Genomic DNA, 22,885 nt, shown 5'->3' on the forward strand with positions numbered 1-22,885 from the left:
GTGTCTTTATGCGGGAGTCGATTTCGGCGAGGACGGAGGGCAGGCGCATGTCGGTCCAGGATCTGCAGAACACTCTACGCGCCAAGGGATACGATCCCGGCGCGGCCGACGGCCAGCTGGGGCCCCGAACGTTTCAGGCCTTCGCGGGCTATATGTCCGACGGCCGGGCGCCGGCCGGCACGGGCGCCCTGATCGCGCAGTACGCGCCTGCTGGCGAACTGACCACCCGCCTGCGGCTGATCCATTTCCTTGCCCAGGTCAGTCATGAGAGTGGTTTCCGCCCGATCGCCGAGAACCTGAACTACTCGGTCGACGGCCTCAAGCAGACGTTTTCCGCCGCGCGCATCTCGCGGGCCCAATGCGAAGCGCTGGGGCGGGCGCCGGGACGGCCGGCGGATCAGCAAGCCATCGCCAACGCCGTCTATGGCGGGACCTGGGGCGCGGCCAATCTGGGCAACACCCGGCCGGGGGACGGGTGGCGATATCGGGGGCGGGGTCTGATCCAGCTGACCGGCCGCGCCAACTACGCCCGCACCGGCGCAGGGTATGAGGCGGATCCGGATCAGGTCATGACCCCGGCCGGATCTGTCCAATGCGCGGTCGACTACTGGCGCACGCGGGGCTTGAACGCGGCGGCGGACGCGGACGATGTGGCGCGGGTGACCCGGCTGATCAACGGCGGGGTTCTGGGGCTGGCGGAGCGGACGGCGCTGACCGACCGGGGAAAGGCTGTCTGGCCCGCGTAAGTACGGTGGCGGCGGGGCTCCGCGCCCGCTATATCCCCCGCTTCATGACCGATGACCGTGAGCAGACCCGTCTGGCCCGCGCGCGCTTTCGCGCGTGGCGTCGAGGCTTTCGCGAAGCCGATCTGGTGCTGGGCCCCTTCGTCGACAGCGTCGGCCCGTCGCTGTCCGCAGCGGAACTGGGAGCGTTCGAGGCGCTTCTGGATGCGGATGACTATGCGCTTTACGGCTGGATCACCGGGACCGGGCCGACCCCTGACGAGCATGAGACCCCGGTGATGGGCAAGATCCGCGACTTCATGCGCGACCACGTCGCCGCCGCCGTGGCCGAGGGCGCCGGCTGATGGACGCGGCGGTCCCCAAACGGGGCGATCAGGAACTGGGCGGCGCGCCGGAGGGCCTGGATGCGCTGACGGTCGCGGAGCGGCTGAGGGCCGAGGGCGGCCTCGGCGTGTTCGTGGCCCGCGACTACGCCCGCATGGGCGAGTTCGTTCAGGCGTTCGGCTTCTTCGCCCAGGATATCGAGGTCATCGAATTTCCGGCCTGGGACTGCCTGCCCTACGACCGGCTGAGCCCGTCGTCTTCGGTTTCGGCCGAGCGGATGGCGGCGCTGACGAAACTGGCGCAGCGGCAACCGGGCGACAGCCGTCCGACGCTGGTCGTGACCACGGTCGGGGCGGCGATCCAGCGGACACCGCCGCGCGAGGTGACGTGCGGGGCCGGATTCGAGACCACGGTCGGGCTGGATCTCGATACGGCGGCGCTGGAGCGGTATTTCGCGGCCAACGGCTACATGCGCGCCTCGACGGTGTCGGAGCGCGGCGAGTTCGCGGTGCGCGGCGGGGTGATCGACGTCTATCCACCGGGCTTCGAAGAGCCGGTGCGGCTGGACATGTTCGGCTCGGAGCTGGAATCGATCCGCACCTTCGATCCGGCGACCCAGCGGTCGACGGGGCAGCGGCGCGAGGTGTCTCTGGCGCCGGTGTCCGAAGCCCTGCTGGACGCCGAAAGCATTTCGCGGTTCCGCACCGGCTATCTGAGCCTGTTCGGCGCGGCGGGAGACGACCCGCTGTACGGGGCCATCAGCGAAGGCGCGCGGCGGCAGGGCATGGAGCACTGGCTGCCGCTGCTCTACGACCGGCTGGAGACGCTGTTCGACTATCTGCCCGACGACGCGAAGGTGTTTCTGGACAATCAGGTCGAGGCGGCGCGGGCCGAACGCTGGACCCTGACCCGCGACGCCTACGAGGCGCGCCGCGACGCGGCGATGAGCCGGAAGGCGGGCAGCGGGGGCTCGGCCTATCGCGCCCTGCCGCCCGAGCGGCTGTATCTCGACGAGGCCGAGTGGAACACCGCCTTGGCCGGGCGCCGGGTGTGGCGGATGTCGCCGTTCCACGGGGCGGGCGAGGACGCCGGCGGCCGGCTGGGCCGCAGCTTCGCGGCCGAGCGGGCGCAGGACAGCGTCAATCTGTTCGAGGCCGTGGCGCGCCACGCCGAGGCGGTGAAGGCGGCGGGCAAGCGGGTGCTGTTCGCGTCGTGGACAGAGGGCTCGTCCGAGCGGCTGGCGGGCATGCTGGCCGATCACGGGCTGGAGCATGTCGTCGCCGTGCGCGACTGGACCGACGTCCAGAAGGCGCCGAAGGACATCTATCTGCGTGGCGTCCTGCCGGTCGAACACGGGTTCGAGACGGGGGATGTCGCCGTCATCTCCGAGACCGACATTCTCGGCGACCGGCTCGCGCGGCCGAGGAAGAAGCGGCGGGCGTCGAACTTCCTCGCCGAGGCCTCGGCCCTGACCACCGGCGACCTGGTGGTCCACCTCGATCACGGCATCGGCCGCTATGAGGGGCTGAAGACGCTGGAGATCCAGCAGGCGCCGCACGACTGTCTGGAGTTGCTCTACGCCGGGGACAGCAAGCTGTATCTGCCGGTCGAGAACATCGACCTGTTGACCCGGTACGGCAGCGATTCCGATGGCGCGCAGCTGGACCGGCTGGGCGGGGCGGGCTGGCAGGCGCGCAAGGCCAAGGCCAAGGCCCGCCTGCGCGACATGGCCGAGGGGCTGATCGCCCTGGCGGCCAAGCGGTCGCTGCGCTCTTCGGACCCGATCACGCCGCCGCACGGCCTGTTCGACGAATTCTGCGCCCGCTTCCCGTACGAGGAGACGGACGACCAGCTCAACGCCATCGGCGACGTGCTGGAGGACCTTGGCAAGGGCACGCCGATGGATCGCCTGATCTGCGGCGACGTCGGCTTCGGCAAGACCGAGGTGGCGCTGCGGGCCGCCTTCGTGGTGGCCATGACGGGCCAGCAGGTGGCCATCGTCTGCCCGACGACCCTGCTGGCGCGGCAGCATTTCAAGACCTTCAGCGAGCGGTTCGCCGGCTGGCCGGTCACGGTGCGCCATCTGTCGCGGATGGTGACGGCGAAGGATGCGGCCGAGACTCGGGCGGGCCTGAAGGACGGCTCGTTCGAGATCGTCGTCGGCACACATGCGGTGCTGAGCGAACAGGTCGGGTTCAAGGACCTGGGCCTGGTGATCGTCGACGAGGAGCAGCACTTCGGGGTCAAGCACAAGGAGAAGCTGAAGTCCCTGCGGGCCGACGTCCATCTGCTGACCCTGACGGCGACGCCCATTCCGCGGACGCTGCAGATGGCGCTCTCGGGCATCCGCGAGATGTCGATCATCGCCACCCCGCCGGTCGATCGTCTGGCGGTGCGGACCTATGTGACGCCTTGGGACCCGGTGCTGGTGCGCGAGGCCCTGCTGCGCGAGAAATACCGCGGCGGTCAGGCCTATTACGTCGTGCCGCGCCTGTCGGACCTGCCGGACATCGAGAAATTCCTGCGCGAGCAGGTCCCCGAGATCAAATTCGTCGTCGGCCACGGCCAGATGTCGCCGACCCAGCTGGAAGACGTGATGAGCGCCTTCTACGACGGCAGCTACGACCTGCTGCTGTCGACAACCATCGTCGAGAGCGGGCTGGACGTGCCGACGGCCAACACCCTGATCGTGTACAAGGCCGACATGTTCGGCCTGGCCCAGCTGCACCAGATCCGCGGCCGCATCGGACGGGCCAAGGCGCGGGCCTTCGCCTATCTGACCACGCCGCCGAACAAGCCGATGAGCCTGTCGTCCGAGCGCCGTCTGCAGGTGCTGCAGTCGCTGGACAACCTCGGCGCCGGCTTCCAGCTGGCCAGCCACGATCTGGACCAGCGCGGCGGCGGCAATCTGCTGGGCGACGAACAGTCGGGCCATATCCGCGAGGTCGGGGTCGAGCTGTACCAGCAGATGCTGGAGGACGCGGTCGCTGAACTGCGTCAGGCGGGCGAGGGCGGCGGCGTCGTCGATCGGGGCTGGTCGCCGGCCATCAATGTCGGCGCGGCGGTATTGATTCCAGAGGAATACGTCCCGGACCTCAACGTCCGTCTGAGCCTGTATCGTCGTCTGTCTGACGCCGAGAACTCGGAAACGCGCGAGGCCCTGGCGGCTGAACTGATCGACCGGTTCGGGCCGCTGCCGGACGAGGCGAAACAGCTGCTGCGCATCGTGGGCATCAAGGCCAACTGCAAGACGGCCTGCATCGAGCGCATCGACATCGGGCCCAAGGGCGCGGTGCTGACGCTGCGCAACAACGCCTTCCCCAATCCGATGGGGCTGGTGGGGCTGATCCAGAAGAACCACGCCTTCTGGAAGCTGCGGCCCGACCAGAAGATCGTGGTCAAGGGCGAGTGGGACACGGCGGCCGACCGGCTGAAGGTGGCCGAGCGCATCACCGCCGATCTGGCGCGGGTGGCCGGAGCCGCTTAACCGGTGTGCGGGTCGGCGTTCTCGAAGCGCGCGTCCCACCAGGTCTTCCAGCGGCCTTCCAGATCGGCGAAGGCCGCGTCGGACAGGCCGTAGGTGGTCAGGGTCAGCATGGTGGAGCCGCGCGGGCGCTTGTCTTCCCTGGGTGGGCTGTCCAGCACGACCAGCAGGCCGTCGCCCCAGGCGTCGACCGTGACGCCGATCTGGTGGCGCGCCGTGAACCAGACCTGGCCGGACGCATCATCGGGGCCGAGCGGCATCGCATAGGGCTCGCCCGGCGCCGGGGCGGCGTCGAGACCCAGCAGCGACCGGCCCAGCCGGTCGGCGCGAGGCGGGCCCGAGAAGAAGATGGTGCGCCGCGTCTGGCCGGCGTGGCGGGCGAAGGCGAAGGCCAGCTGCCAGGTGAAGGAAATCCAGCCCTCGATCATGCCGTCGAACACGTCGGTCCATTCACCGGCGGGGGCCGAGCGGACCACCCGGACGAGGCTGGTCGTCGGGCCGGTCGCCTCGACCTCGTAGCGGTCGTTGACGCCGACGAAGGTGACGGTCCGGCGCGCTTCGTCCGCCTCGGCGTGGGTGACGAAGATGAAGTCGATCTCATCCTTCAGGCCCTCGGTCTCCCAGCCGAACCAGTTCCTGATCTGCTGCGGATCGCGCAGGGCGGCCCAGACCGCGTCGGCGGGGGCGGGCACGGTGACCTCGACGAGGACGTGGTCTTCCATGGGCTTCGCGGCTTCGGTCATGGTCAGTTCCTGGCTGGAGCGGGTCTGGGCGTCGCCGGGTGGGCGGCGGCCGTGAGGCGGTAGCGGCGGCCGGACGGGGCCGCATATTTGCGGGCCAGCGCCGCGACGGCGGCGCTGACCTCTTCGGTGAAGGCGTCGAAATCGGCGGGCGCGGCGAAGGTCACGTCGGCCTCGACCGTCAGGGTCAGCAGGCGCGAGCCCTCGGCGGCCGCGTCCTGGCGCATGCGGGCGACGTCGCGGACGATGGTCGAGGCGGTCGAGATCAGGTGATCGGCGGCGTGGCGATCCTGGGCGTCGATCGCGTCGGGATCGGCCGGGGCCTGCATCATGGCCGGGTCGAACACATAGCTCCGGGCGGCGACGAACAGGCGTTCGGTGAAGCCGCGCTTGCGCCGCTCCTCGGCCAGCTGGATCAGGCCCGCGGTCTCGAGGGCGCGCAGATGGTGGCCGATGTTCTGGCGCGGCAGGCCCAGCTTTTCCGACAGGCCGGCGGCGGAGGCGGGCTCGGTCAGGGCCGCGAGAATACGCCGACGGATGGGCGCCAGCGCCAGCAAGGCGGTGTCCAGGTCGTCGAGCAGGGCTGAAGGACGCGCCGTCATGGCGCGAACCTGCATTAGACAAATCAGATTGTCAAATGAACGTCAGGCCTGGGACCGGACGTCCTTCGAGGCGCGTTCCAGCACCGCGGCGGGAGATTCGTCGGGCTCGATCTCGGCCACCCCCACCTCGAACTCCACCACGAAGGGCGAGCGATCGGGACCGGCGTCGAAGGCGGTGCAGCCGATCACCGCCGCGATCCGGTCCGCGGCGATGCGCGCCGACGGGCCGTGGGTCGCCGGCAGGGCGAGGGCGAAGACGTCCGGGGACAGCCGGGCCGCCGTGTCCTCGGTGCGGATCAGGCGCGAGACCATGGCGCCGATCTGGGGCAGGGCGCGGTCCAGCCAGCCGCCCTTGCGGGCCTCGACGACGGCCTCGGTCTCGGAGACGCGCAAGACGGCGACGGACAGGGGGCGGCGGCGCAGACGGGCGCCCTCGGCCACCCGGGCCAGATGGCTGGCGAACAGTTGAGGCGTGAACAGGCCGGTGGCGGGGTCGGTCAGGCCCGAACCCCGCGCGCTTTCCAGCGCCTTGCGGATGGCGACGTGGCGGCGGTGGGCGCGGGCCAGGGTGGCGATCCGCTCGGCGGTTTCATCCTCCGGCGTGTCGGCGGCGGCGACGTCGGCGAAGCCGCGGTTGTAGAGCTCGGCCAGGTTGATCTCGCCGGCGCCGCGCAGATAGAGCACGGCGGGGATGTGGTAGAGGCGCGTGTTGCGCTTCATGCCCGAGGCGATCGACAGGGCGGGCGCGTGATCCTCGGCGCCCCAGAGGACGGCGGCGTCGAACGGCTTTTCGTGCAGATAGTCGAAGGCGGTGTAGGGGGTCGGCGCGGCCACGACCTCGCAGCCGCGTTCGGTCAGGGCGTTGGACAGGGCGAGGAAATGCCGGTCCGGCTTGCCCGCCGCGAGCACTCGCAGAGGGGTCGCGTCGACATCGGTCGGGGGCAGGGGCTGACCGCGGGCGGCGAAGGTGGCCTCGCGCAGGCTGACTTCCTCCTCGGCGATGGCCGAGCGAATGAGGTTTTCGAGCCGCAGGGCCGCCTGGGCGGCGTGCGGCGGGTTCGACATGGCGATATCGGCCAGGCCCGACTCCCAGGACGGGGTCTCGGGGCCGATGGCCAGGACGGGCAGCCGGCGGGGCGACACGGTCTGGCGAAGGGCCTCGACGCCATCGGCCGCGTTCGGCAGGCGGGCGTCCAGAAGCACCGCTTCCAGCGGCCAGTCGATCAGCGTCTGGACGGCGCCGGCCAGCGAGCGGGCGGTGACCGTGCGCCAGCCGAGGGCGTCCAGCCCCTGACACAGGGGGCCGACCAGGTCGTCGTCGGGTGCGACGACCAGAATGCGCGGATCGGAACCCAAGGGCGGCGTCTCCAGCCGCGCCCAGCCCCGGGCGCGGTTTCATGGCGGCGGACCATAGCGACCGTCGGCGGCTGTAAGCAACGGGTCCGCGGCCCCTATCCCCGGCTCCCGCTTTCCCCCGGCGCGAATTGCGGTAGAAGTGCGCGCTTCAACGGTTGTGGGGACCGGCTTGCAGGCCAGATCGGACATTGAAGCCGCCGCGCGCTGGGCCACGCCCATGCTGTGGGGCCGGCTGGCGGTCAAGGCGTTCACGCGCAGCTGGGGCCGCGACGTGATGCTGTACACCGGCGGGGTGTCGTTCTTCGCCCTGCTGGCGGTGTTCCCGGCCATCGCCATCCTGATCGGCTTCTACAAGGCGGTGCTGTCGATCGCCCAGGTCAGCGAGCAGGCGGCGGCCCTGGCCGACGTCATGCCGACGGCGGCCCGGGCGATCTTCCGGGCCGAGGTCGAGCGGCTCGCCAACGCCTCCGCGCGGACCGTGTCGGCGCAGAGCTTCTTCGCCGTGGTCATCGGCGGCTACGCCGCGCACCGGGGTTTCAAGGCCCTGCTGGCCGGGCTGAACCTGATCCACGACGAGAAGGAGCCGCACGGCTTCTTCAAGTTCAACCTGCTGGCCTTCTTCGTCGCCCTGGCGGCCTTCCTGCTGTTCACCGTGGTGTCGGGCGCGGTCGTGACCTCGCGGCTGCTGGAGCACGCCGGCCCGGCGTCGGAGGGCGCGCCATCGCCCGGCGGCATCCCGCTGGACGGGCTGTGGCCCGCCCTGGGGCTCGCGATCGGCCTGACCATGCTCTACCGCTACGCCATGTCGCACCGGACGCCGGTGGCCTGGGCGCCGTCGATCGCCGGGGGATTGGTGGCGACGGTGATGTCGACGATTTCGTCGTGGCTGTGCGCCATCTATGTCGAGCAGATCGCGCCGCTGGGCGCGACCTATGGCTCGGTCGGCGCGGTCGTCGTCCTGCTCATCTGGCTGTCCTGGAACGTCAACGCCATCTTCTACGGCGGGGCCTTCGCCACCGAGATGGAGATCGCGGCGCGGTCGCTCGGCGCGCCCGATATCGAACCCGAGGAGCCGCTGCCCGAAAGGGTCGTCAGCCTGTCGGAGCGGCGGGCGTCTCGACCACGATAGTCAGGACGCCTTGCGTCTCGTCGACCGAGACGACGCGGCCGCCCAGACCGGTCATCAGATGCGGCACGTCGATGCGGGCCATGGGGTCGGTGGCCAGCAGGGTCAGGCGCGCGCCGGCGGGGGCGCCGCGTATCGCCTTCTGAAGTTTCAGGCTGGGGGTCGGGCAGCGGTGGCCGCGGGCGTCGACGATCATGCCCCGAGCCGGTCAAGCAGCAGCCGCAGGGCCAAGCGCACGCTTTCCAGCCGGATCGCCTCGCGTCCGAGGTCGCCGAAGCGGTGTTCGACGTGGATCAGGCCGGTCGGACCGGCCGCGGCGAAATGGACCAGGCCGACGGGCTTGTCGGCCGAGCCGCCGCCCGGCCCGGCGATGCCGGTGATCGAGACGGCGACGGACGCGCCCGATCGGCTCACGGCCCCCTCGGCCATGGCGCGGGCGACGGGTTCGGAGACCGCGCCATGAGCTTCAATCAGATCGGCGGGGACGCCCAGCATGTCGTTCTTGGCGGCGTCGCTGTAGGTCACGAAGCCGCGCTCGACTGCCGCCGAGGAGCCCGCGATGGCGGTCAGGGCGCCTGCGACCAGGCCGCCGGTGCAGCTTTCGGCCGTGGCGATCATCAGGCCGCGTGCGGCGGCCGCTTCGACCACCTGTCGGGCCAGGGACTGAATATCGTCGGGGAACATGCGGCGGGGCTTTCCGAAGGCGGGACGAGTCGGGCTAGGGTGGTTCAAAGCGCCGGGAAACGGCGCCAGCATACGGGGCGGGCATGAGCGACACCACCGGGGACCGGGACGTCGAGATGGGCATCGACGCGGGCGCGCCCGGGAGGCCCGCGGACAGGCTGACGCCGCTGCTGTTCGCTTTGGCCATCTTCACCTCGGCCTCGCTGGTGTTCGTGGTCCAGCCGATGGTGACCAAGCTGGTACTGCCCATGCTGGGCGGATCGCCGGCGGTGTGGAACACGGCGATGGTCTTCTTCCAGACCGCGCTGCTGGCCGGCTACGCCTATGCCCACGTCCTGCAGAAGGCGGGATCGATCAAGACCCAGGTGGCGATCCATCTGGGCCTGCTGGTGCTGGCGGGACTGTTCCTGCCGTTGCGCGTCAACGGCTGGCTGGGAGATCCCGACCCGTCGGCGCCCATCGGCTGGCTGCTGGCCACCCTGGCGTTGTCGGTCGGGGCGCCGTTCGCCGTGCTGTCGGCGACCGCGCCCCTGCTGCAGGCCTGGTACGCGCGCGTGCGCGCCGGCTATGCGGACGGCCGGAACCCCTATGTGTTGTACGCCGCCTCCAACCTCGGCAGCTTCCTGGCGCTGCTGTCCTATCCGGTGCTGATCGAGCCGCTGGCGACCCTGTCGGGGCAGCGGTGGGGCTGGAGCGGCGGCTATGCCGCCTTCATGCTGATGGTCGTGGCCCTGGCCCTGGTGGTCTGGCGGCGCCGGCTGGACCGGACGGCGGAGCCCGCCCGGCTGGCCGTCAGCCCGCCGATGACGCTGCGCGAGAAGATCATCCTGGTGCTCCTGGCCGCCGCGCCGTCCAGCCTGATGCTGGGGGTGACTTCGCACCTGTCGACCGACGTGGCCTCTGCGCCCTTCCTCTGGGTCGTGCCGCTGGCCCTGTATCTGCTGACCTTCGTGATCGCCTTCCAGAACCGGCCGTGGATCCCGCTGGGGGCCACCCTGCCGATCCAGGCGGCGATCGGAGCGGTCTGCGTGCTGACGGTGGCGTTCCGTTCGTCCAACTGGTCCATGGCCTTCGCCATCCATCTGATCGCCTTCTTCTTCGCGGCCCTGATGTGCCACCAGCTGCTGGCGGCGCGGCGGCCGGCGCCCGACCGGCTGACGGAATTCTATCTGCTGATGTCGCTGGGCGGCGTGGTCGGCGGCGCCTTCACCGCCCTGATCGCTCCGGTGATCTTCAACATGGTCTGGGAATATCCGCTGGTGCTGGTGCTGGTCGGCCTGGCGCGCCCGTGGGGCCGGGGTCCGCTCAACGCCACACAGACCGGTCTGCTCGTGGCCGCCGCCCTGATCGCGGTCTCGCCGGTGGCGCTGTCGCTCTGGCTGAACAGCAATGACGGAGCACGGGCCGCCTTCTACGCCACGTCGCCCTTCCAGATGGGCCAGCTGGCCATGATCCTCCTGCTGCCGGCGGCCATCTGCGCCTTCCTCGTGCGGGAACGGGCGCTGGCCTTCACCGCCATCCTCCTGATGATCACCCTGTCGTCGCAGTGGATCGCGCGCGGCTATGACTGGAGTTATTCCGGACGCAGCTTCTTCGGCGTGATGCGGGTGGCCAATTCGCCCGATCCCCGGCTGGGCGGAGACGTCCATGTGCTGATGCACGGCACGACCCTGCACGGGGCCCAGGCGCGGGATCCCCGCTTCGACTGCGTGCCGACCCTGTACTACGCCCCCGCCACGCCCATCGGCCAGGCGGCGGAGATGATCGAGCGGCGCGGTCCGGCGCGGATCGGCGTCGTCGGCCAGGGTTCGGGCGCCATGGCGACCTACAAGCGGTCCGAGGACTCGATGACCTTCTTCGAGATCGATCCGATGGTCGACCGGCTGTCGCGCGATCCCGAGTGGTTCACCTATATCTCGGACTGCGCCGCGGGACCGATCGACACCGTGCTGGGCGACGCGCGGCTGACCTTGGCGAAACAGCCGGCGGGATCGTACGACCTGCTGATCATCGACGCCTTCTCGTCGGACGCCGTGCCGACCCACCTGCTGACGGCCGAGGCCATCGAAGGCTATCTGAAGCTGCTGAAGCCCGACGGGGTGGTGCTGCTGCACCTGTCGAACCGCAACCTCGACATCACCCTGCCGGCCATCGCGGCGGCGCAGGCGCTGGGCAAGGCGAGCCTGCACCAGATCTACTACGAGGGAGACTCGACGCCGGAGATGGCCGAGGCCTCGACCGAGGCCCTGATCCTGTCGCCGACGCCCGAGGGGCTGGCGGACTTCCGCGCCGACGCGCGCTGGAAACAGCCGCTGCCGACGACCGTGCGGCCTTGGACGGACGACTACGTCAACCTGTTCGGCTCGTTGTGGCGGAGCATGTTCCCGCCGGCGGAACGGCCGCTCTAGGCCGGCAGTTCGATGGTCGCCAGGGCCTGGGCGGCCAGACCCTCGCCGCGGCCGGTGAAGCCCATGGCCTCGGTCGTGGTGGCCTTGACGCTGACGGCGTCGAGCGGCAGCGACAGGATGTCGGCGAGCCGCTCGCGCATGGCCTGACGGTGCGGCTTCACCTTGGGCCGCTCGCAGATCAGGGTCACGTCGACGTTGACCAGCCGCCCGCCGCGGGCGGTCAGCCGCTCGACGGCGTGGATCAGGAACAGGTCGGACGACGCGCCCTTCCATTGCGGATCGCTGGGCGGGAAGTGGTCGCCGATGTCGCCGTCGCCCATGGCGCCGAGGATGGCGTCGGTCAGGGCGTGCAGGCCGGCGTCGGCGTCGGAATGGCCGATCAGGGTCTGGTCGTGGGCGATCTCGACGCCGCACAGCCAGACCGAGGTTCCGGGCCCCCAGCGGTGGGCGTCGAAGCCCTGGCCGACGCGAATCTGGCGAGGGATGAGCGCTTCGGCCATGGCGAAATCCTCGGGGAAGGTCAGTTTCATCAGCCGCGCGTCGCCCTCGACGACGCGGACGCGGCCACCGGCGCGCTCCAGAACGGCGGCCTCGTCGGTGGCGGGTTCAGCGTCGGGCCAGGCGGCGTAGGCCTCGACGATGGTCTGGTAACGGAACGCCTGCGGGGTCTGGGCCCGCCACAGGCCCTCACGCTCGACGGCGCCGGAGACAAGACCTTTGGTGGCGCGGCGCAGGCTGTCGGCGACGGGCAGGGCGGGCAGGGCGCCGTCCGCGTCGGCGAGCGCCGCGATCAGCCGCTGGATGACGGCGGCCTCAAGGAAGGGCCGGGCGGCGTCGTGGATCAGGACGGGACGGTCGCCGGGGCCGCCGAGAACCTGCAGGCCGCTTCGGACCGAGGCCGCGCGAGTGTCGCCGCCCGCGGCCAGCCGCCATCCCGAAAGACCGGCGAGCGCGGTCTGCGCCTCGGCTTCCGAGCCTGCGGAGACCACGACGACCAGATCCTGCGCGCCAGCCTTCAGCAGGGCCTCGACCGACCAGCGCGCGACCGGCCTGCCGCCGAGGGCGCGCCACTGTTTGGCTCCTCCGGCGCGGGAGCCGGAGCCGGCGGCGACCACGATGGCGGCGAAGGCGGGTGCGGGCGTGGTCATCCCGGCCTTCTAATCGCCGCGGTTGCGCTTGACGAGGGGCGGCGACGGCGCGGAAAGGGACCGATGGCTGCAGGCATACAGATCGGCGACGTGTGGGTGCCCGGACGGGTGCTGACCGCGCCCATGACAGGGATCACCGACCTGCCGTTCCGGCGGCTGGCCTCGCGGCTGGGCGCGGCCTATGTCGCGACCGAGATGGTGGCGGCCGCCGAGCTGGCGCGGGCCCGGCCGGACGTGGTGCGGCGCGCCGCCGTGGGCGAGGGCCTGCCGCTCACCGTGATCCAGCTGGTGGGGCGCGATCCAGCCGCGATGGCCGAGGGCGCGCGCATGGCCGAGAGGGCCGGGGCCGACATCATCGACCTGAATTTCGGTTGTCCGGCCAAGGAGGTCACCGGCTCGGCCTGCGGCTCGGCCCTGATGCGGACGCCCGAGCTGGCCTGCCGGCTGATGCAGGCGGCGGTCGAAGCGACCACGCGGCCGGTGACGGTCAAGATGCGGCTGGGCTGGGACGACGCGCACCGCAACGCGCCCCTGCTGGCGAAACGGGCCGAGGAGATCGGCGTGCGGGCGGTGACCGTGCATGGCCGGACGCGGGCGCAGTTCTACACCGGGCAGGCGGACTGGACGGCGGTGGGCGAGGTCAAGGCGGCGGTGGGCATTCCCGTCATCGTCAACGGCGACATCCTGACCGCCGACGACGCGCGCGAGGCCATGCGCCAGTCGGGCGCCGACGCGCTGATGCTGGGCCGCGGCGTCTATGGCCGGCCGTGGCTGGCGGCGCATATGGAACGGGCCCTGGCCGACGGGACCGTGCTGCTGGAGCCCGGGCGCGAAGAGCGGCTGGACATCGTCATCGAACACCTGCGCGCCTCGGTCGCCTTCTACGGCCTGCCGCTGGGCCTGAAGATGTTCCGCAAACATCTGGGCTGGTACATCGAACAGGCGCCCTGGCCCGCCGATCCCCTTGAGCGCAGGGCGGCCAAGTCCCGGTTGTGCCGCCTGGAAACGCCGGAGGATGTCGAGCGGGAGCTTGGCGCGCTGTGGCGGCCAGTGACGCATTCCGGCAACCCTGTTGTTGATATTCAGCCACAGTTGGTCGAAGCTGGCGTTGCATGACGGATATTCCGACCGCTGACGCAGAGCCTGAACCCGCCGCGGACCGACGCGGTGTGGTTCGCTGGTTCGCCGGCTGGTCGGAGGAGCGGCGGCGCAACACCTTCCTCGTCTTCTACACGCTCGCCTTCCTGATCACCGTCGCCGCCATCTGGCTGGTCGCCGTCGCGCCGGGCAGCAGCGGCGAGGGCGCGCGGGCAAGCGCCAGCCAGGCGGTGCTGGTCATCCTGAGCGCCAACCTGCTGCTGATCGGAAGCCTGGCGATCGTTGTGGGACGGCGAGCCTTGTCCCTGTTCCGGCGACGGACGGACGCGGGCGCGCGCCTGCATCTGAGGTTCGTGACCCTGTTCTCGCTGGTGGCGCTGGTGCCGGCGGTGCTGATCGCCCTGGTGTTCGGCGTGCTGGTCAACCGCGGGGTGGACCAGTGGTTCAGCGACAACGTCCAGTCGGCGGTCCAGAACGGAGCCCTGATCGGCGAGGCCTATCTGGACGACGTCTCGGAGGAGATGGACGGGGACCTGCGGGTGATCGCAGACCAACTGGTCGGGGCCCGGCCGCTGTTCGAAAACCGCATACAGTTTTCCGACGCCCTGACCCAGATCGCCGATCTGTTCGGCTATCCCGCCATCTATATCCTCGGGCCGGAAGGCGAGGTTCTGGCCAGCGGCGAGGCGCCCGGGGCCCCCCGCTATGTCGCGCCGCCCATCGCGGTGCTGGAGGCGGCGGCCCAAGGCGGGGAACCGCCCCAGCAGGTCACGGAGAACCCCGACACCGTGCGGTCGCTGATCGCCTTGCCGGCCTATGGCGACGCCTATCTGTATCTGGTCCGGCCCCTGCAGGACGGCCTGATCGCCCAGATGCGCAACGGCGAGGAGTCAATCGTCGCCTATCGCGAGGCCAAGGAGAGTCGGCAGCGCATCCAGGCCGCCTTCGCCCTGAGCTATTTCGAGACGGCCCTGCTGGTGCTGGTCGGCGCCATATGGCTGGGCATGGGGGCGGCGAGCGCCATATCGGCGCCGATCGGCCGGCTGGTCGAGGCCGCCGACCGCGTGGCCGGCGGAGACCTGACCGCGCGCGTCGACGCGGCCGACGGGCCGGGCGAGATCAAGACCCTGGCGGCCGCCTTCAACCGCATGACCGGCGACCTCGCGGCCCAACAGGCGGCATTGCGAGCCGCCAGTGAGGAGGCCACGGGCCGCAGCCGGTTCATCGAGACCGTGCTGTCCGGCGTGTCGGCGGGCGTGATCGGTCTGGACCGCCAGCGCCGCGTCTCGGCCATCAACGACAGCGCCGTGGAACTGCTGGCCATTCGCGAAGCCGACATCATCGGTCGGCCGCTCGGCGACGTGTCGCCGGAGCTCAGCGAGCTGGCGGGCCGGGCTGAGGCCCATATCGAGGAAGAGATCGACGTCAGCCTGGAGGGCGAGACCCGGCGGCTGCGCGTGCGCATCGAGGGCGGCGTCGGCGGCGAGATGGTGCTGACCTTCGACGACATCACCCGGCTGGTGACGGCCCAGCGCAACGCCGCCTGGCGCGACGTGGCGCGGCGCATCGCCCATGAGATCAAGAACCCCCTGACCCCGATCCAGCTGTCGGCCGAGCGGCTGCGGCGGCGCTACCGCGGCCAGGTCATGGACGACGTCGAGGTGTTCGACCGCTGCACCGAAACCATCATCCGCCAGGTCGGCGACATCGGCCGGATGGTCGATGAGTTCTCGTCCTTCGCCCGCATGCCGGCCCCGCGCTTCACCGCCGTCGATCCGGCCGAATTGCTTCGCGAGGCGGTGTTCGCCCAGCGCGTGGCGGCGTCCGACATCGGGGTCGAGCTGATCGAGCCGTTGCCGAAGGCCGTGCTGCACGCCGACCGGCCCATGATCGGCCAGGCCCTGACCAATATCCTCAAGAACGCGGGCGAGGCCGTGGCGGCGCGCCGGGCGATCGCGCCGCGCGAGGGCGATGGCGAACGTCCGGGGATTTCGGCGCGGCTGACGGTCGAGGACGAGACGGCGACCTTCGTCATCGAGGACGACGGCATGGGACTGCCCGCGAAGGACCGCGACCGGTTGACCGAGCCCTATGTGACGACGCGCGAGAAGGGCACCGGCCTGGGCCTCGCCATCGTCAAACGCATCTGCGAGGAGCACGGCGGCGAGTTGAAGATGGCCGATGCAGAAATCCTTTCGGGCGCCCGGGTGTGCCTGATCTTCCCCCTCAAATCCCAACCCAAATCGACCGGCGCGGCCGGGGCGAAGGATGCGAAAGCATCCCGGTCCCCGGCCGTCCCGGCCGCCGAATAGCGAGGCGTCATGCGATCCACGGGAGCCGACATTCTGGTCGTCGACGACGAGGCCGATATCCGGGAGCTGGTCTCTGGCCTGCTCGAGGACGAGGGCCACGCCGTGCGCACAGCCTCGAACTCGGACGAGGCCCTGGCCGCGATCCGGGCCCGAAAGCCGTCGCTGGCGCTGCTGGATATCTGGATGCAGGGCGGGGGCCTGGACGGGCTGGAACTGCTGGACGTGATCAAGGAGCTGGATCCCGACCTGCCGGTGGTGATGATCTCGGGTCACGGCAATATCGAGACGGCGGTCACGGCGCTGCAGCGCGGGGCCTATGACTTCATCGAGAAGCCGTTCAAGTCCGACCGGCTGGTGGTGGTGGTCCAGCGCGCCCTCGAGGCCAGCTCGCTGAAGCGCGAGAACCGGCGCCTGCGGGCCCAGGTGGCGGCCCCGACGGGCTTCATCGGCCGCTCCGCCGCGGCCCAGGCCCTGCGCAGCACCATCGCCAAGGTCGCGCCGGCCAACAGCCGGGTCCTGATCTCGGGTCCGCCGGGCTCGGGCAAGGAATTGGTCGCGCGCCAGATCCACGAGGCCAGCGCCCGCTCGCGGGGCGAGTTCGTCGCCATCGCCGCCGCCGGCATGACGCCCGAACGTCTGGATATCGAACTGTTCGGGGAGGAGGGCGTCGACGGCCGGCCGCGCAAGATCGGCGTGTTCGAACGCGCCCACAACGGCACCCTCTATCTGGACGACGTCGGCGACATGCCGCGCGAGAGCCAGAGCCGCGTGCTGCGCGTGCTCGTCGAGCAGCGCTTCCGCCGGGTGGGCGGCGAGCAGGACGTGCAGGTCGACATCCGGGTGGTGACCTCGACCTCGCGCGACCTCAAGCAGGAGATCGCCGAGGGCCGCTTCCGCGAGGACCTGTTCCACCGCCTCAATGTGGTGCCGATCCGCGTGCCCGCCCTGTCGGAGCGGCGCGAGGATATCCAGGAGCTGATCGACTACTTCATCGACACCCTGTCGGCGTCGCAGGGCCTGACCCGGCGGCGGCTGGGCGACGACGCCATCGCCGTGCTGCAGGTCCATCCCTGGCCGGGCAATGTCCGCCAGCTCAGGAACAACGTCGAGCGGCTGCTGATCCTGGCCACGGGCGATCCTGACGAGCCGATCAGCGCCGACATGCTGCCGCAGGAGGCGACCAACGCCAACTCCACCGGCACTCTGGGCGGCGAGCGCATCATCGCCCTGCCGTTGCGTGAGGCGCGCGAGGTGTTCGAGCGGGAATATCTGGCGGCGCAGATCATGCGTTTCGGCGGCAACATCTCGCGCACCGCGGCCTTCATCGGCATGGAGCGGTCGGCCCTGCACCGGAAGCTCAAGTCTCTGGGCGTGTCGCCGTCGCGCGGCGGCGAGGAAGACATCGAAGAGGTTGTCGAGGCATGAGCCGGGTCGCCTACGTCAACGGCCAGTACCAGCCGCACGGACAGGCCGTGATCCATGTCGAGGATCGCGGCTTCCAGTTCGCCGACGGCGTCTATGAGGTCTGGTCGGTGTTCGACGGCCGCCTGGCCGACTTCGACGGCCATATGACGCGCCTGCACCGCAGCCTGAACGAGTTGCGGATCCCTGTTCCGATGACGGCCGAGGCACTCGCGCGGGTGCTGAACGAGACGGTGCGGCGCAACCGGGTGCGCGAGGGACTGGTGTATATCCAGGTCACGCGCGGCACGGCCCGCCGCGACCATCCGTTCCCCCCCGACGGCACGGCGCCCAGCGTGATCGTCACCGCCCGCTCCCTGCCGCTGTCGAAGGGCAATGCGGCGGCGAAGAAGGGGGTGGCCGTGGTCACCCATCCCGACATTCGCTGGGGCCGCTGCGACATCAAGACCGTGGGTCTGTTGCCCAACGTCCTGGCCAAGCAGGCAGCCAAGGAAAAGGGCGCGGCCGAAGCCTGGATGGTCGACGAGATGGGCCTGGTCACCGAGGGGTCGTCGACCAACGCCTGGATCGTCGACGAGAACGGCGTGCTGAGAACCCGCGACGCCCAGTCCAACATCCTGCGCGGCATCACCCGGGCCGCCGTGATGAAGCTGATCGAGGAGGAGGGGCTGGCGTTCGAGGAACGGGCCTTCAGCGTCGACGAGGCCACGCGGGCCAGGGAGGCCTTCTACACCTCGGCCAGCGGCTTCGTCATGCCGGCGGTGTCTATCGACGGAACGAAGATCGGCAACGGCAAGCCCGGACCGATCGCGACGCGGCTGCGGACCCTGTATCTCGATCAGGCGATCCGCGACGCGATCTGAGGTCCGCGCGCACGGAATGAGATTGATCGGCCGCCGCCGATGCCTATGCTGACGGGGCCGGACATCCGATCCAGCCCCGCGCCGCTCCTCCTCGGCCGGAGAACAAGCAAGAACAGGCTGAACCTGCCATGTCGCAAGACAAGTCCAAGAACCTTCAGGACACCTTCCTCAACTCGGTCCGCAAGACCAAGACGCCGCTGACCATCTTCCTCGTCAACGGGGTCAAGCTGCAGGGCATCGTGACCTGGTTCGACAACTTCTGCGTGCTGCTGCGCCGCGACGGCCAGTCGCAGCTGGTCTACAAGCACGCCATCTCGACCATCATGCCGTCCGCGCCCGTGCAGCTGTACGAGCCGGAAGCCGACGAGGACTGATCGCTCCGCCCCTTCGACCGTCACCCTCGGGCTTGACCCGAGGGCCAGACGTGGTGCGGCTGTGCGTCAGGGATGGCCCAACGGCCGTCGACTTCCTATCTGTCGATCCGCACCCCAACATCCGATCCTCGGGTCAAGCCCGAGGGTGACGGCGTAGAGAAAGCCCGAGACCTGACCACCAAACACATCGACCACGCCGTCCCGCTGATCCGGGCCGTCGTCATCCACCCCGAACGCTCCGACTCCGGCGCCGGCGACAGCTCGCGCCAGTCGGTCGAGCGTCTGGAGGAAGCCGTCGGCCTCGCCCGGGCGCTGGACCTCGACGTGCGCGGCGAAGAGATCGTGCGCATCCGCAAGGTCACCCCCGCGACCCTGTTCGGCTCGGGCAAGGTCGAGGAGCTGGCCGCCCTGGTCCGCGCCGCCGAGGCCGAGGCCGTGGTCGTCGACGACGACCTCTCGCCGGTGCAGCAGCGCAATCTGGAGAAGGCCTGGGACTGCAAGGTCATCGACCGCACCGGCCTGATCCTCGAGATCTTCGGCCGCCGCGCGCGGACCAAGGAAGGCCGGCTGCAGGTCGAGCTGGCGCGGCTGGACTATGAGAAATCCCGCCTCGTCCGCACCTGGACCCACCTCGAGCGGCAACGCGGCGGCACCGGCTCGACCGGCGGCCCCGGCGAGACCCAGATCGAACTCGACCGCCGCCTGATCGCCGACCGGATCGTCAAGCTGAAGGTCGAGCTGGACGAGGTGCGCCGCACGCGCGGCCTGCACCGCAAACAGCGCCAGAAGGTCCCGTTCCCGACCATCGCCCTGGTCGGCTACACCAACGCCGGCAAGTCGACCCTGTTCAACCGGCTGACCGGCTCCGAGGTCTTCGCCAAGGACCTGCTGTTCGCCACCCTCGACACGACCCAGCGCACCATCCGCCTGCCGCAGGGCCGTCCCGCGATCGTGGCCGACACCGTCGGCTTCATCTCCGACCTGCCGCACGAACTGGTCGAGAGCTTCCGGGCGACGCTGGAGGAGGTCGGCGAGGCCGACCTGATCCTGCACGTCCGCGACATCGCCTCGGCCGACAGCGAGGCCCAGGCCAAGGACGTCGAGGCGGTGCTGAAGCAGATCGAGACGCCGGAGGGCAAGACGCGGCGGGTGCTGGAGGTTTGGAACAAGATCGACCTGCTGGCCGACGACGTGCGCGAGGCCGTGCTGGGCCAGGCCGAACGCCTGTCGCGCGAGGGCAAGGCGGTCGCCGTCTCGGCCTGGACCGGGGAGGGGATCGAACCCCTGCGCCAGGCCATCGCCGGGCTGATCGACGACGACCCCGAGACCGAACTGGTGCTGGACCCGTCCCAGGGCGAGGCCCTGGCCTGGCTGTACGAGAACGGCCGCGTCACCGGCCGCGAGACGGATGATCAGGGCCGGACCCATGTGGTGGTGCGGCTGCACCCGGCGGCCCTGGGCCGGTTCGAGCGGCAGTTCGGGTAGGGGCGGGGCTCCTCTCCACCGCTTCGCGGTCCCCCTCTCCACTGCGTAGGGAGGAGATGGAGCACTGTTGTCTCCTCCCTGTCGGCGAAGCCGATGGGGAGGGGGACCGCGAAGCGGTGGAGGGGTATCAGCCGCCGCACCGCTCATGAGCGGTTCGCCGGATGAAATTCACGACCCCATCCAGATGCACCCGGACATCCTCGGCGGCGAGCCGAAAGACCCTCACGCCCTGTTCGCGCAGCCACGCTGTGCGCCGCGTGTCGTGCGCGATCTGCTCGGAACGTTCGTGGCCTTGACCGTCGACTTCGACGGCCAACTTCGCTGCCGCGCAGTAGAAGTCGAGAACGTACGGGCCGATCGGATGCTGCAGAACTAACGACGCCAGCGAATACAATCTCAGGTTAGAAGGTCAGCCTCTTTCGTGCGCCTTCGCCGCGTCCCACAGCCCGTCCATCTCGGCCAGATCGCTCTGCTCCGGACCCCGCCCGTCCTTCGCCAGTTCCGCCTCGATGAAGCCGAACCGCCGCACGAATTTCGCATTGGCCCCGCGCAGCGCGTCCTCGGGCTCCACTCCCAGCTTCCGCGCCAGGTTGGCGACCACGAACAGCAGGTCCCCGACCTCGTCGCGGGCCTTGTCGAGGTCGCCGGCGGCGATCTCGACGCGCAGTTCGGCGACCTCCTCGTCCAGCTTGTCGAACACCTCGTCGGTCGAGGGCCAGTCGAAGCCGACGCGGGCGGCGCGTTTGGTCAGCTTGGCGGCGCGGGCGAGGGCGGGCAGGCCGACGGGCACGTCGTCCAGCACGCCGTGCTGCGCTTTCGCGACGCGTTCGGCCGCCTTGATGTCCTCCCAGCGGGCCTTCTGGGCGGCGCCGTCCGGTTTCGCCGCCTCGTCGCCGAAGACATGCGGATGCCGCCGCTCAAGCTTGTCGGCGATGGCGTTGGCCACGTCGTCGAAGGCGAACAGCCCCTGTTCCTCGGCCATGCGGGCGTGGAAGACGGTCTGGAACAACAGGTCGCCCAGCTCGGACTTGAGATCGTCCATGTCGCCCCGCTCGATAGCGTCGGCGACCTCATAGGCCTCCTCCAGGGTGTAGGGGGCGATGGTGGCGAAGGTCTGCTCCACGTCCCAGGGACAGCCGCCGACCGGGTCGCGCAGCCTGGCCATGATGGCGGTCAGGCGGTCGATGGGGGTCATGCGGGCTCCCCGACCGGATCGGCGGCCACGCCGTCGCGCGCCTCGAGCGCCTTGCGGATCTCGTCATGCCGGGCGGGGGTCAGCGGATAGCCCTTGAGCACGAGCGCGGCGGCCGCCAGCAGGACGCCGGGCACGAGAATGAAGAGAATCTGCAGCGTCAGCAGCGCGCTTTCGCTGTTCCCTTCGACCCCCGGGATGGCGCGGAAACCGACCCATTGCAGGATCAGGTAGGGGATCAGGGCCACGACGTGGCCGATCTTGGTGGTCGCCGACAGGATGGAGAACATCAGGCCGGTCCGATCGACGCCGGTCTCCAGTCTGATCTCATCGCCCGCATCGGCCATCATGGCCCGGAGAAGGAACAGGCCGGCCGCATAGGGCAGGCCGGCGATGAACATGGCCGCCGCCGTCAGGGCGAAATTACCGCCCGGGACCAGGGTCGCGCCGATATAGAAGACGGCGAAGATCAGGCTGGCCGTCGCCAGGGCCTTGTCCTTGCCGATCTTCGTCGCCAGCCACGCCCAGAACGGCGCGCCGACCAGTCCGGCGACGAAATAGAACAGCATGAACAGCGAGGCCTGGGTGTGGTCGTAGCCCTTGATCTGGCCGAAGAAGAAGAACAGCAGCGAGCCGGTGATCCCGGGCGCCACGCCCAGCAGCAGGTCGGCGAACAGCAGCTTGCGCACCGTCTTCTTGCCGAACAGGCTGAGATAGGCCTTCGGGCCGCCGTGCGGGGCGGCGCCGGCGTTGACCGGCTCGGGCACGACGAACATGGCCAGGCCGATGGTGACGGGCAGGGCGATCATGATGGCCCAGCCCATGATGCGCACGCCGGCGGCGTAGTCGCCGAGCCCGGTCTTCACCACCACCGTCGGCAGGATCAGGATCAGGATCACGCCGATGATGTTGAACACCTGCCACCAGCCGTAGACGCGGCTGCGCTGGTCGTACTGCGGCGCCAGCACCGAGGCCCAGCCCAGCTGGCCCAGGGTGCCGATCGAGAAGCCGAGATAGAGGACCAGCAGCCAGCCGAACAGATAGGCCGCGCCGGCGCCGGGCTGGACCAGCACGAACATCATCAGGGCCGACAGCATCAGGATCGGGGTCGAGATCGCCATCCACGGGCGGTAACGGCCCCACTTCGTCTTCGTCCTGTCCATGCCCCAGCCGATGAAGGGGTCGAAGACGATGTCGATCAGCCGCACCGCCATGAAGACGGCGGCCACCACGCCCAGCTCCAGTCCCACCCAGGTCGCGTAGAACTCCGGCAGGGTCACCGGCAGGGCGACGCCGAAGGCGGCCAGCGGCAGGCAGGGACCCGAGAAGGCCGCCAGAACGGCGTTGGAACGGCGGGCCGGGCCCGGGGCGGCTGCGGCGACGGGTGCGTCGGTCATGGGTGAGTCCGGCGATCCGGCCCGAGTCGGCCGTGGGGTCACCATGCCGACTTTGAGCGCCGCGTGCGAGCCTGCGGCCCACCCGCCTCAAAGGCCTTGCGGCGGCCACACGGACAGGGTCACCATC

Annotated in this window: 20 protein-coding genes; 11 read left to right on the top strand and 9 right to left on the bottom strand. The window is 70.1% G+C overall.

Annotated elements, in window-relative coordinates; genetic code table 11:
• Nucleotides 1-47 precede the first annotated feature (47 nt).
• From ASD59_RS06715 to mfd, 3 genes are read left to right on the top strand one after another with little or no spacing between them, the layout of a single operon-like run.
• On the top strand, nucleotides 48-746 hold the full coding sequence (locus ASD59_RS06715; RefSeq protein WP_055830131.1) for a hypothetical protein: 699 nt from the start codon (nucleotides 48-50) through the stop codon (nucleotides 744-746).
• Nucleotides 747-790: 44 nt separating this feature from the next.
• The gene (locus ASD59_RS06720) at nucleotides 791-1,087 is read left to right on the top strand and encodes an FAD assembly factor SdhE (RefSeq protein ID WP_055830669.1); all 297 of its coding nucleotides are present in this window, start codon (nucleotides 791-793) and stop codon (nucleotides 1,085-1,087) included.
• The gene (gene mfd / locus ASD59_RS06725) at nucleotides 1,087-4,554 is read left to right on the top strand and encodes a transcription-repair coupling factor (protein WP_055830134.1); all 3,468 of its coding nucleotides are present in this window, start codon (nucleotides 1,087-1,089) and stop codon (nucleotides 4,552-4,554) included. Before ASD59_RS06720 ends, mfd begins: the two co-directional genes overlap by 1 nt.
• Here the strand turns inward: mfd and ASD59_RS06730 are convergent.
• Genes ASD59_RS06730 through ASD59_RS06740 form a run of 3 tightly spaced genes read right to left on the bottom strand, consistent with a single transcriptional unit; the run spans nucleotide 4,551 to nucleotide 7,249 of the window.
• Nucleotides 4,551-5,294, bottom strand: a complete 744-nt coding sequence (locus ASD59_RS06730) for an SRPBCC family protein (RefSeq protein WP_055830136.1) — start codon at nucleotides 5,292-5,294, stop codon at nucleotides 4,551-4,553. The two genes, mfd and ASD59_RS06730, sit on opposite strands and share 4 nt — an antisense overlap.
• Nucleotides 5,295-5,296: 2 nt before the next feature.
• Nucleotides 5,297-5,893, bottom strand: coding sequence for an ArsR/SmtB family transcription factor (locus tag ASD59_RS06735; RefSeq protein WP_162246624.1), 597 nt, complete (start codon nucleotides 5,891-5,893; stop codon nucleotides 5,297-5,299).
• 42 nt (nucleotides 5,894-5,935) lie between these two features.
• Nucleotides 5,936-7,249 carry a diguanylate cyclase domain-containing protein gene (locus ASD59_RS06740; protein ID WP_055830140.1) on the bottom strand — a complete coding sequence of 438 codons (1,314 nt, stop codon included), beginning with the start codon at nucleotides 7,247-7,249 and terminating at the stop codon, nucleotides 5,936-5,938.
• 217 nt (nucleotides 7,250-7,466) lie between these two features.
• On the opposite strand from ASD59_RS06740, the gene ASD59_RS06745 reads away from it, so the two are divergent.
• On the top strand, nucleotides 7,467-8,378 hold the full coding sequence (locus tag ASD59_RS06745) for a YihY/virulence factor BrkB family protein (protein ID WP_055830143.1): 912 nt from the start codon (nucleotides 7,467-7,469) through the stop codon (nucleotides 8,376-8,378).
• Here ASD59_RS06745 and ASD59_RS06750 read toward each other — a convergent pair.
• Together ASD59_RS06750 and ASD59_RS06755 are read right to left on the bottom strand one after the other, a co-directional pair.
• Entirely contained in the window at nucleotides 8,341-8,571 is a 231-nt protein-coding gene (locus ASD59_RS06750; RefSeq protein ID WP_055830144.1) for a sulfurtransferase TusA family protein, read from the bottom strand. The two genes, ASD59_RS06745 and ASD59_RS06750, sit on opposite strands and share 38 nt — an antisense overlap.
• Nucleotides 8,568-9,059, bottom strand: a complete 492-nt coding sequence (locus tag ASD59_RS06755; RefSeq protein ID WP_055830146.1) for a CinA family protein — start codon at nucleotides 9,057-9,059, stop codon at nucleotides 8,568-8,570. The genes ASD59_RS06750 and ASD59_RS06755 overlap by 4 nt, the downstream gene beginning before the upstream one ends.
• Before the next feature lie 83 nt (nucleotides 9,060-9,142).
• Here ASD59_RS06755 and ASD59_RS06760 point away from each other — a divergent pair, with 83 nt between their 5' ends.
• The gene (locus ASD59_RS06760; RefSeq protein ID WP_235561743.1) at nucleotides 9,143-11,467 is read left to right on the top strand and encodes a fused MFS/spermidine synthase; all 2,325 of its coding nucleotides are present in this window, start codon (nucleotides 9,143-9,145) and stop codon (nucleotides 11,465-11,467) included.
• On the opposite strand, the gene ASD59_RS06765 is transcribed toward ASD59_RS06760, so the two are convergent.
• Nucleotides 11,464-12,615: a bifunctional 2-C-methyl-D-erythritol 4-phosphate cytidylyltransferase/2-C-methyl-D-erythritol 2,4-cyclodiphosphate synthase gene (locus tag ASD59_RS06765; RefSeq protein ID WP_055830149.1), complete on the bottom strand. Its 1,152-nt coding sequence runs from the start codon at nucleotides 12,613-12,615 to the stop codon at nucleotides 11,464-11,466. The genes ASD59_RS06760 and ASD59_RS06765 overlap by 4 nt on opposite strands.
• Nucleotides 12,616-12,678: 63 nt before the next feature.
• On the opposite strand from ASD59_RS06765, the gene dusB reads away from it, so the two are divergent.
• From dusB to hflX, 6 genes are all read left to right on the top strand, one after another.
• The gene (dusB, locus tag ASD59_RS06770) at nucleotides 12,679-13,731 is read left to right on the top strand and encodes a tRNA dihydrouridine synthase DusB (RefSeq protein ID WP_055830151.1); all 1,053 of its coding nucleotides are present in this window, start codon (nucleotides 12,679-12,681) and stop codon (nucleotides 13,729-13,731) included.
• Nucleotides 13,732-13,784: 53 nt separating this feature from the next.
• Nucleotides 13,785-16,025: a sensor histidine kinase NtrY-like gene (locus ASD59_RS06775; protein ID WP_235561744.1), complete on the top strand. Its 2,241-nt coding sequence runs from the start codon at nucleotides 13,785-13,787 to the stop codon at nucleotides 16,023-16,025.
• A gap of 9 nt (nucleotides 16,026-16,034) precedes the next feature.
• On the top strand, nucleotides 16,035-17,450 hold the full coding sequence (ntrX, locus tag ASD59_RS06780) for a nitrogen assimilation response regulator NtrX (RefSeq protein ID WP_055830154.1): 1,416 nt from the start codon (nucleotides 16,035-16,037) through the stop codon (nucleotides 17,448-17,450).
• A complete protein-coding gene (locus ASD59_RS06785; protein WP_055830156.1) occupies nucleotides 17,447-18,310 on the top strand; it encodes a D-amino-acid transaminase in 864 nt (287 codons plus the stop codon). The genes ntrX and ASD59_RS06785 overlap by 4 nt, the downstream gene beginning before the upstream one ends.
• Nucleotides 18,311-18,438: 128 nt before the next feature.
• Nucleotides 18,439-18,684 carry an RNA chaperone Hfq gene (gene hfq, locus ASD59_RS06790; protein ID WP_055830158.1) on the top strand — a complete coding sequence of 82 codons (246 nt, stop codon included), beginning with the start codon at nucleotides 18,439-18,441 and terminating at the stop codon, nucleotides 18,682-18,684.
• A gap of 171 nt (nucleotides 18,685-18,855) precedes the next feature.
• Nucleotides 18,856-20,169 carry a GTPase HflX gene (gene hflX / locus ASD59_RS06795; RefSeq protein ID WP_055830673.1) on the top strand — a complete coding sequence of 438 codons (1,314 nt, stop codon included), beginning with the start codon at nucleotides 18,856-18,858 and terminating at the stop codon, nucleotides 20,167-20,169.
• A gap of 127 nt (nucleotides 20,170-20,296) precedes the next feature.
• On the opposite strand, the gene ASD59_RS06800 is transcribed toward hflX, so the two are convergent.
• Genes ASD59_RS06800 through ASD59_RS06810 form a run of 3 tightly spaced genes read right to left on the bottom strand, consistent with a single transcriptional unit; the run spans nucleotide 20,297 to nucleotide 22,758 of the window.
• Nucleotides 20,297-20,563, bottom strand: a complete 267-nt coding sequence (locus ASD59_RS06800; RefSeq protein ID WP_055830159.1) for an endonuclease domain-containing protein — start codon at nucleotides 20,561-20,563, stop codon at nucleotides 20,297-20,299.
• Nucleotides 20,564-20,578: 15 nt separating this feature from the next.
• Nucleotides 20,579-21,364 (bottom strand): nucleoside triphosphate pyrophosphohydrolase, encoded by a 786-nt coding sequence (mazG, locus tag ASD59_RS06805; RefSeq protein WP_055830160.1) that lies wholly within the window; start codon nucleotides 21,362-21,364, stop codon nucleotides 20,579-20,581.
• Entirely contained in the window at nucleotides 21,361-22,758 is a 1,398-nt protein-coding gene (locus ASD59_RS06810) for an MFS transporter (RefSeq protein ID WP_055830161.1), read from the bottom strand. Before ASD59_RS06810 ends, mazG begins: the two co-directional genes overlap by 4 nt.
• Nucleotides 22,759-22,885: the final 127 nt, after the last annotated feature.

Origin of the sequence: Brevundimonas sp. Root608 (assembly GCF_001427825.1) — a bacterium.
Classification (GTDB): domain Bacteria; phylum Pseudomonadota; class Alphaproteobacteria; order Caulobacterales; family Caulobacteraceae; genus Brevundimonas.

What these genes read in the sequence shown, in the direction of transcription:
- mfd (WP_055830134.1), top strand. Translation starts at nt 1,087, where the DNA reads ATGGACGCGGCGGTCCCCAAACGGGGCGATCAGGAACTGGGCGGCGCG.
- ASD59_RS06810 (WP_055830161.1), bottom strand. Translation starts at nt 22,758, where the DNA reads ATGACCGACGCACCCGTCGCCGCAGCCGCCCCGGGCCCGGCCCGCCGT.
- hfq (WP_055830158.1), top strand. Translation starts at nt 18,439, where the DNA reads ATGTCGCAAGACAAGTCCAAGAACCTTCAGGACACCTTCCTCAACTCG.
- ASD59_RS06715 (WP_055830131.1), top strand. Translation starts at nt 48, where the DNA reads ATGTCGGTCCAGGATCTGCAGAACACTCTACGCGCCAAGGGATACGAT.
- ASD59_RS06760 (WP_235561743.1), top strand. Translation starts at nt 9,143, where the DNA reads ATGAGCGACACCACCGGGGACCGGGACGTCGAGATGGGCATCGACGCG.
- ASD59_RS06745 (WP_055830143.1), top strand. Translation starts at nt 7,467, where the DNA reads ATGCTGTGGGGCCGGCTGGCGGTCAAGGCGTTCACGCGCAGCTGGGGC.
- mazG (WP_055830160.1), bottom strand. Translation starts at nt 21,364, where the DNA reads ATGACCCCCATCGACCGCCTGACCGCCATCATGGCCAGGCTGCGCGAC.
- ASD59_RS06750 (WP_055830144.1), bottom strand. Translation starts at nt 8,571, where the DNA reads ATGATCGTCGACGCCCGCGGCCACCGCTGCCCGACCCCCAGCCTGAAA.
- ASD59_RS06720 (WP_055830669.1), top strand. Translation starts at nt 791, where the DNA reads ATGACCGATGACCGTGAGCAGACCCGTCTGGCCCGCGCGCGCTTTCGC.
- ASD59_RS06730 (WP_055830136.1), bottom strand. Translation starts at nt 5,294, where the DNA reads ATGACCGAAGCCGCGAAGCCCATGGAAGACCACGTCCTCGTCGAGGTC.
- ntrX (WP_055830154.1), top strand. Translation starts at nt 16,035, where the DNA reads ATGCGATCCACGGGAGCCGACATTCTGGTCGTCGACGACGAGGCCGAT.
- dusB (WP_055830151.1), top strand. Translation starts at nt 12,679, where the DNA reads ATGGCTGCAGGCATACAGATCGGCGACGTGTGGGTGCCCGGACGGGTG.
- ASD59_RS06785 (WP_055830156.1), top strand. Translation starts at nt 17,447, where the DNA reads ATGAGCCGGGTCGCCTACGTCAACGGCCAGTACCAGCCGCACGGACAG.
- ASD59_RS06755 (WP_055830146.1), bottom strand. Translation starts at nt 9,059, where the DNA reads ATGTTCCCCGACGATATTCAGTCCCTGGCCCGACAGGTGGTCGAAGCG.
- ASD59_RS06765 (WP_055830149.1), bottom strand. Translation starts at nt 12,615, where the DNA reads ATGACCACGCCCGCACCCGCCTTCGCCGCCATCGTGGTCGCCGCCGGC.
- ASD59_RS06735 (WP_162246624.1), bottom strand. Translation starts at nt 5,893, where the DNA reads ATGACGGCGCGTCCTTCAGCCCTGCTCGACGACCTGGACACCGCCTTG.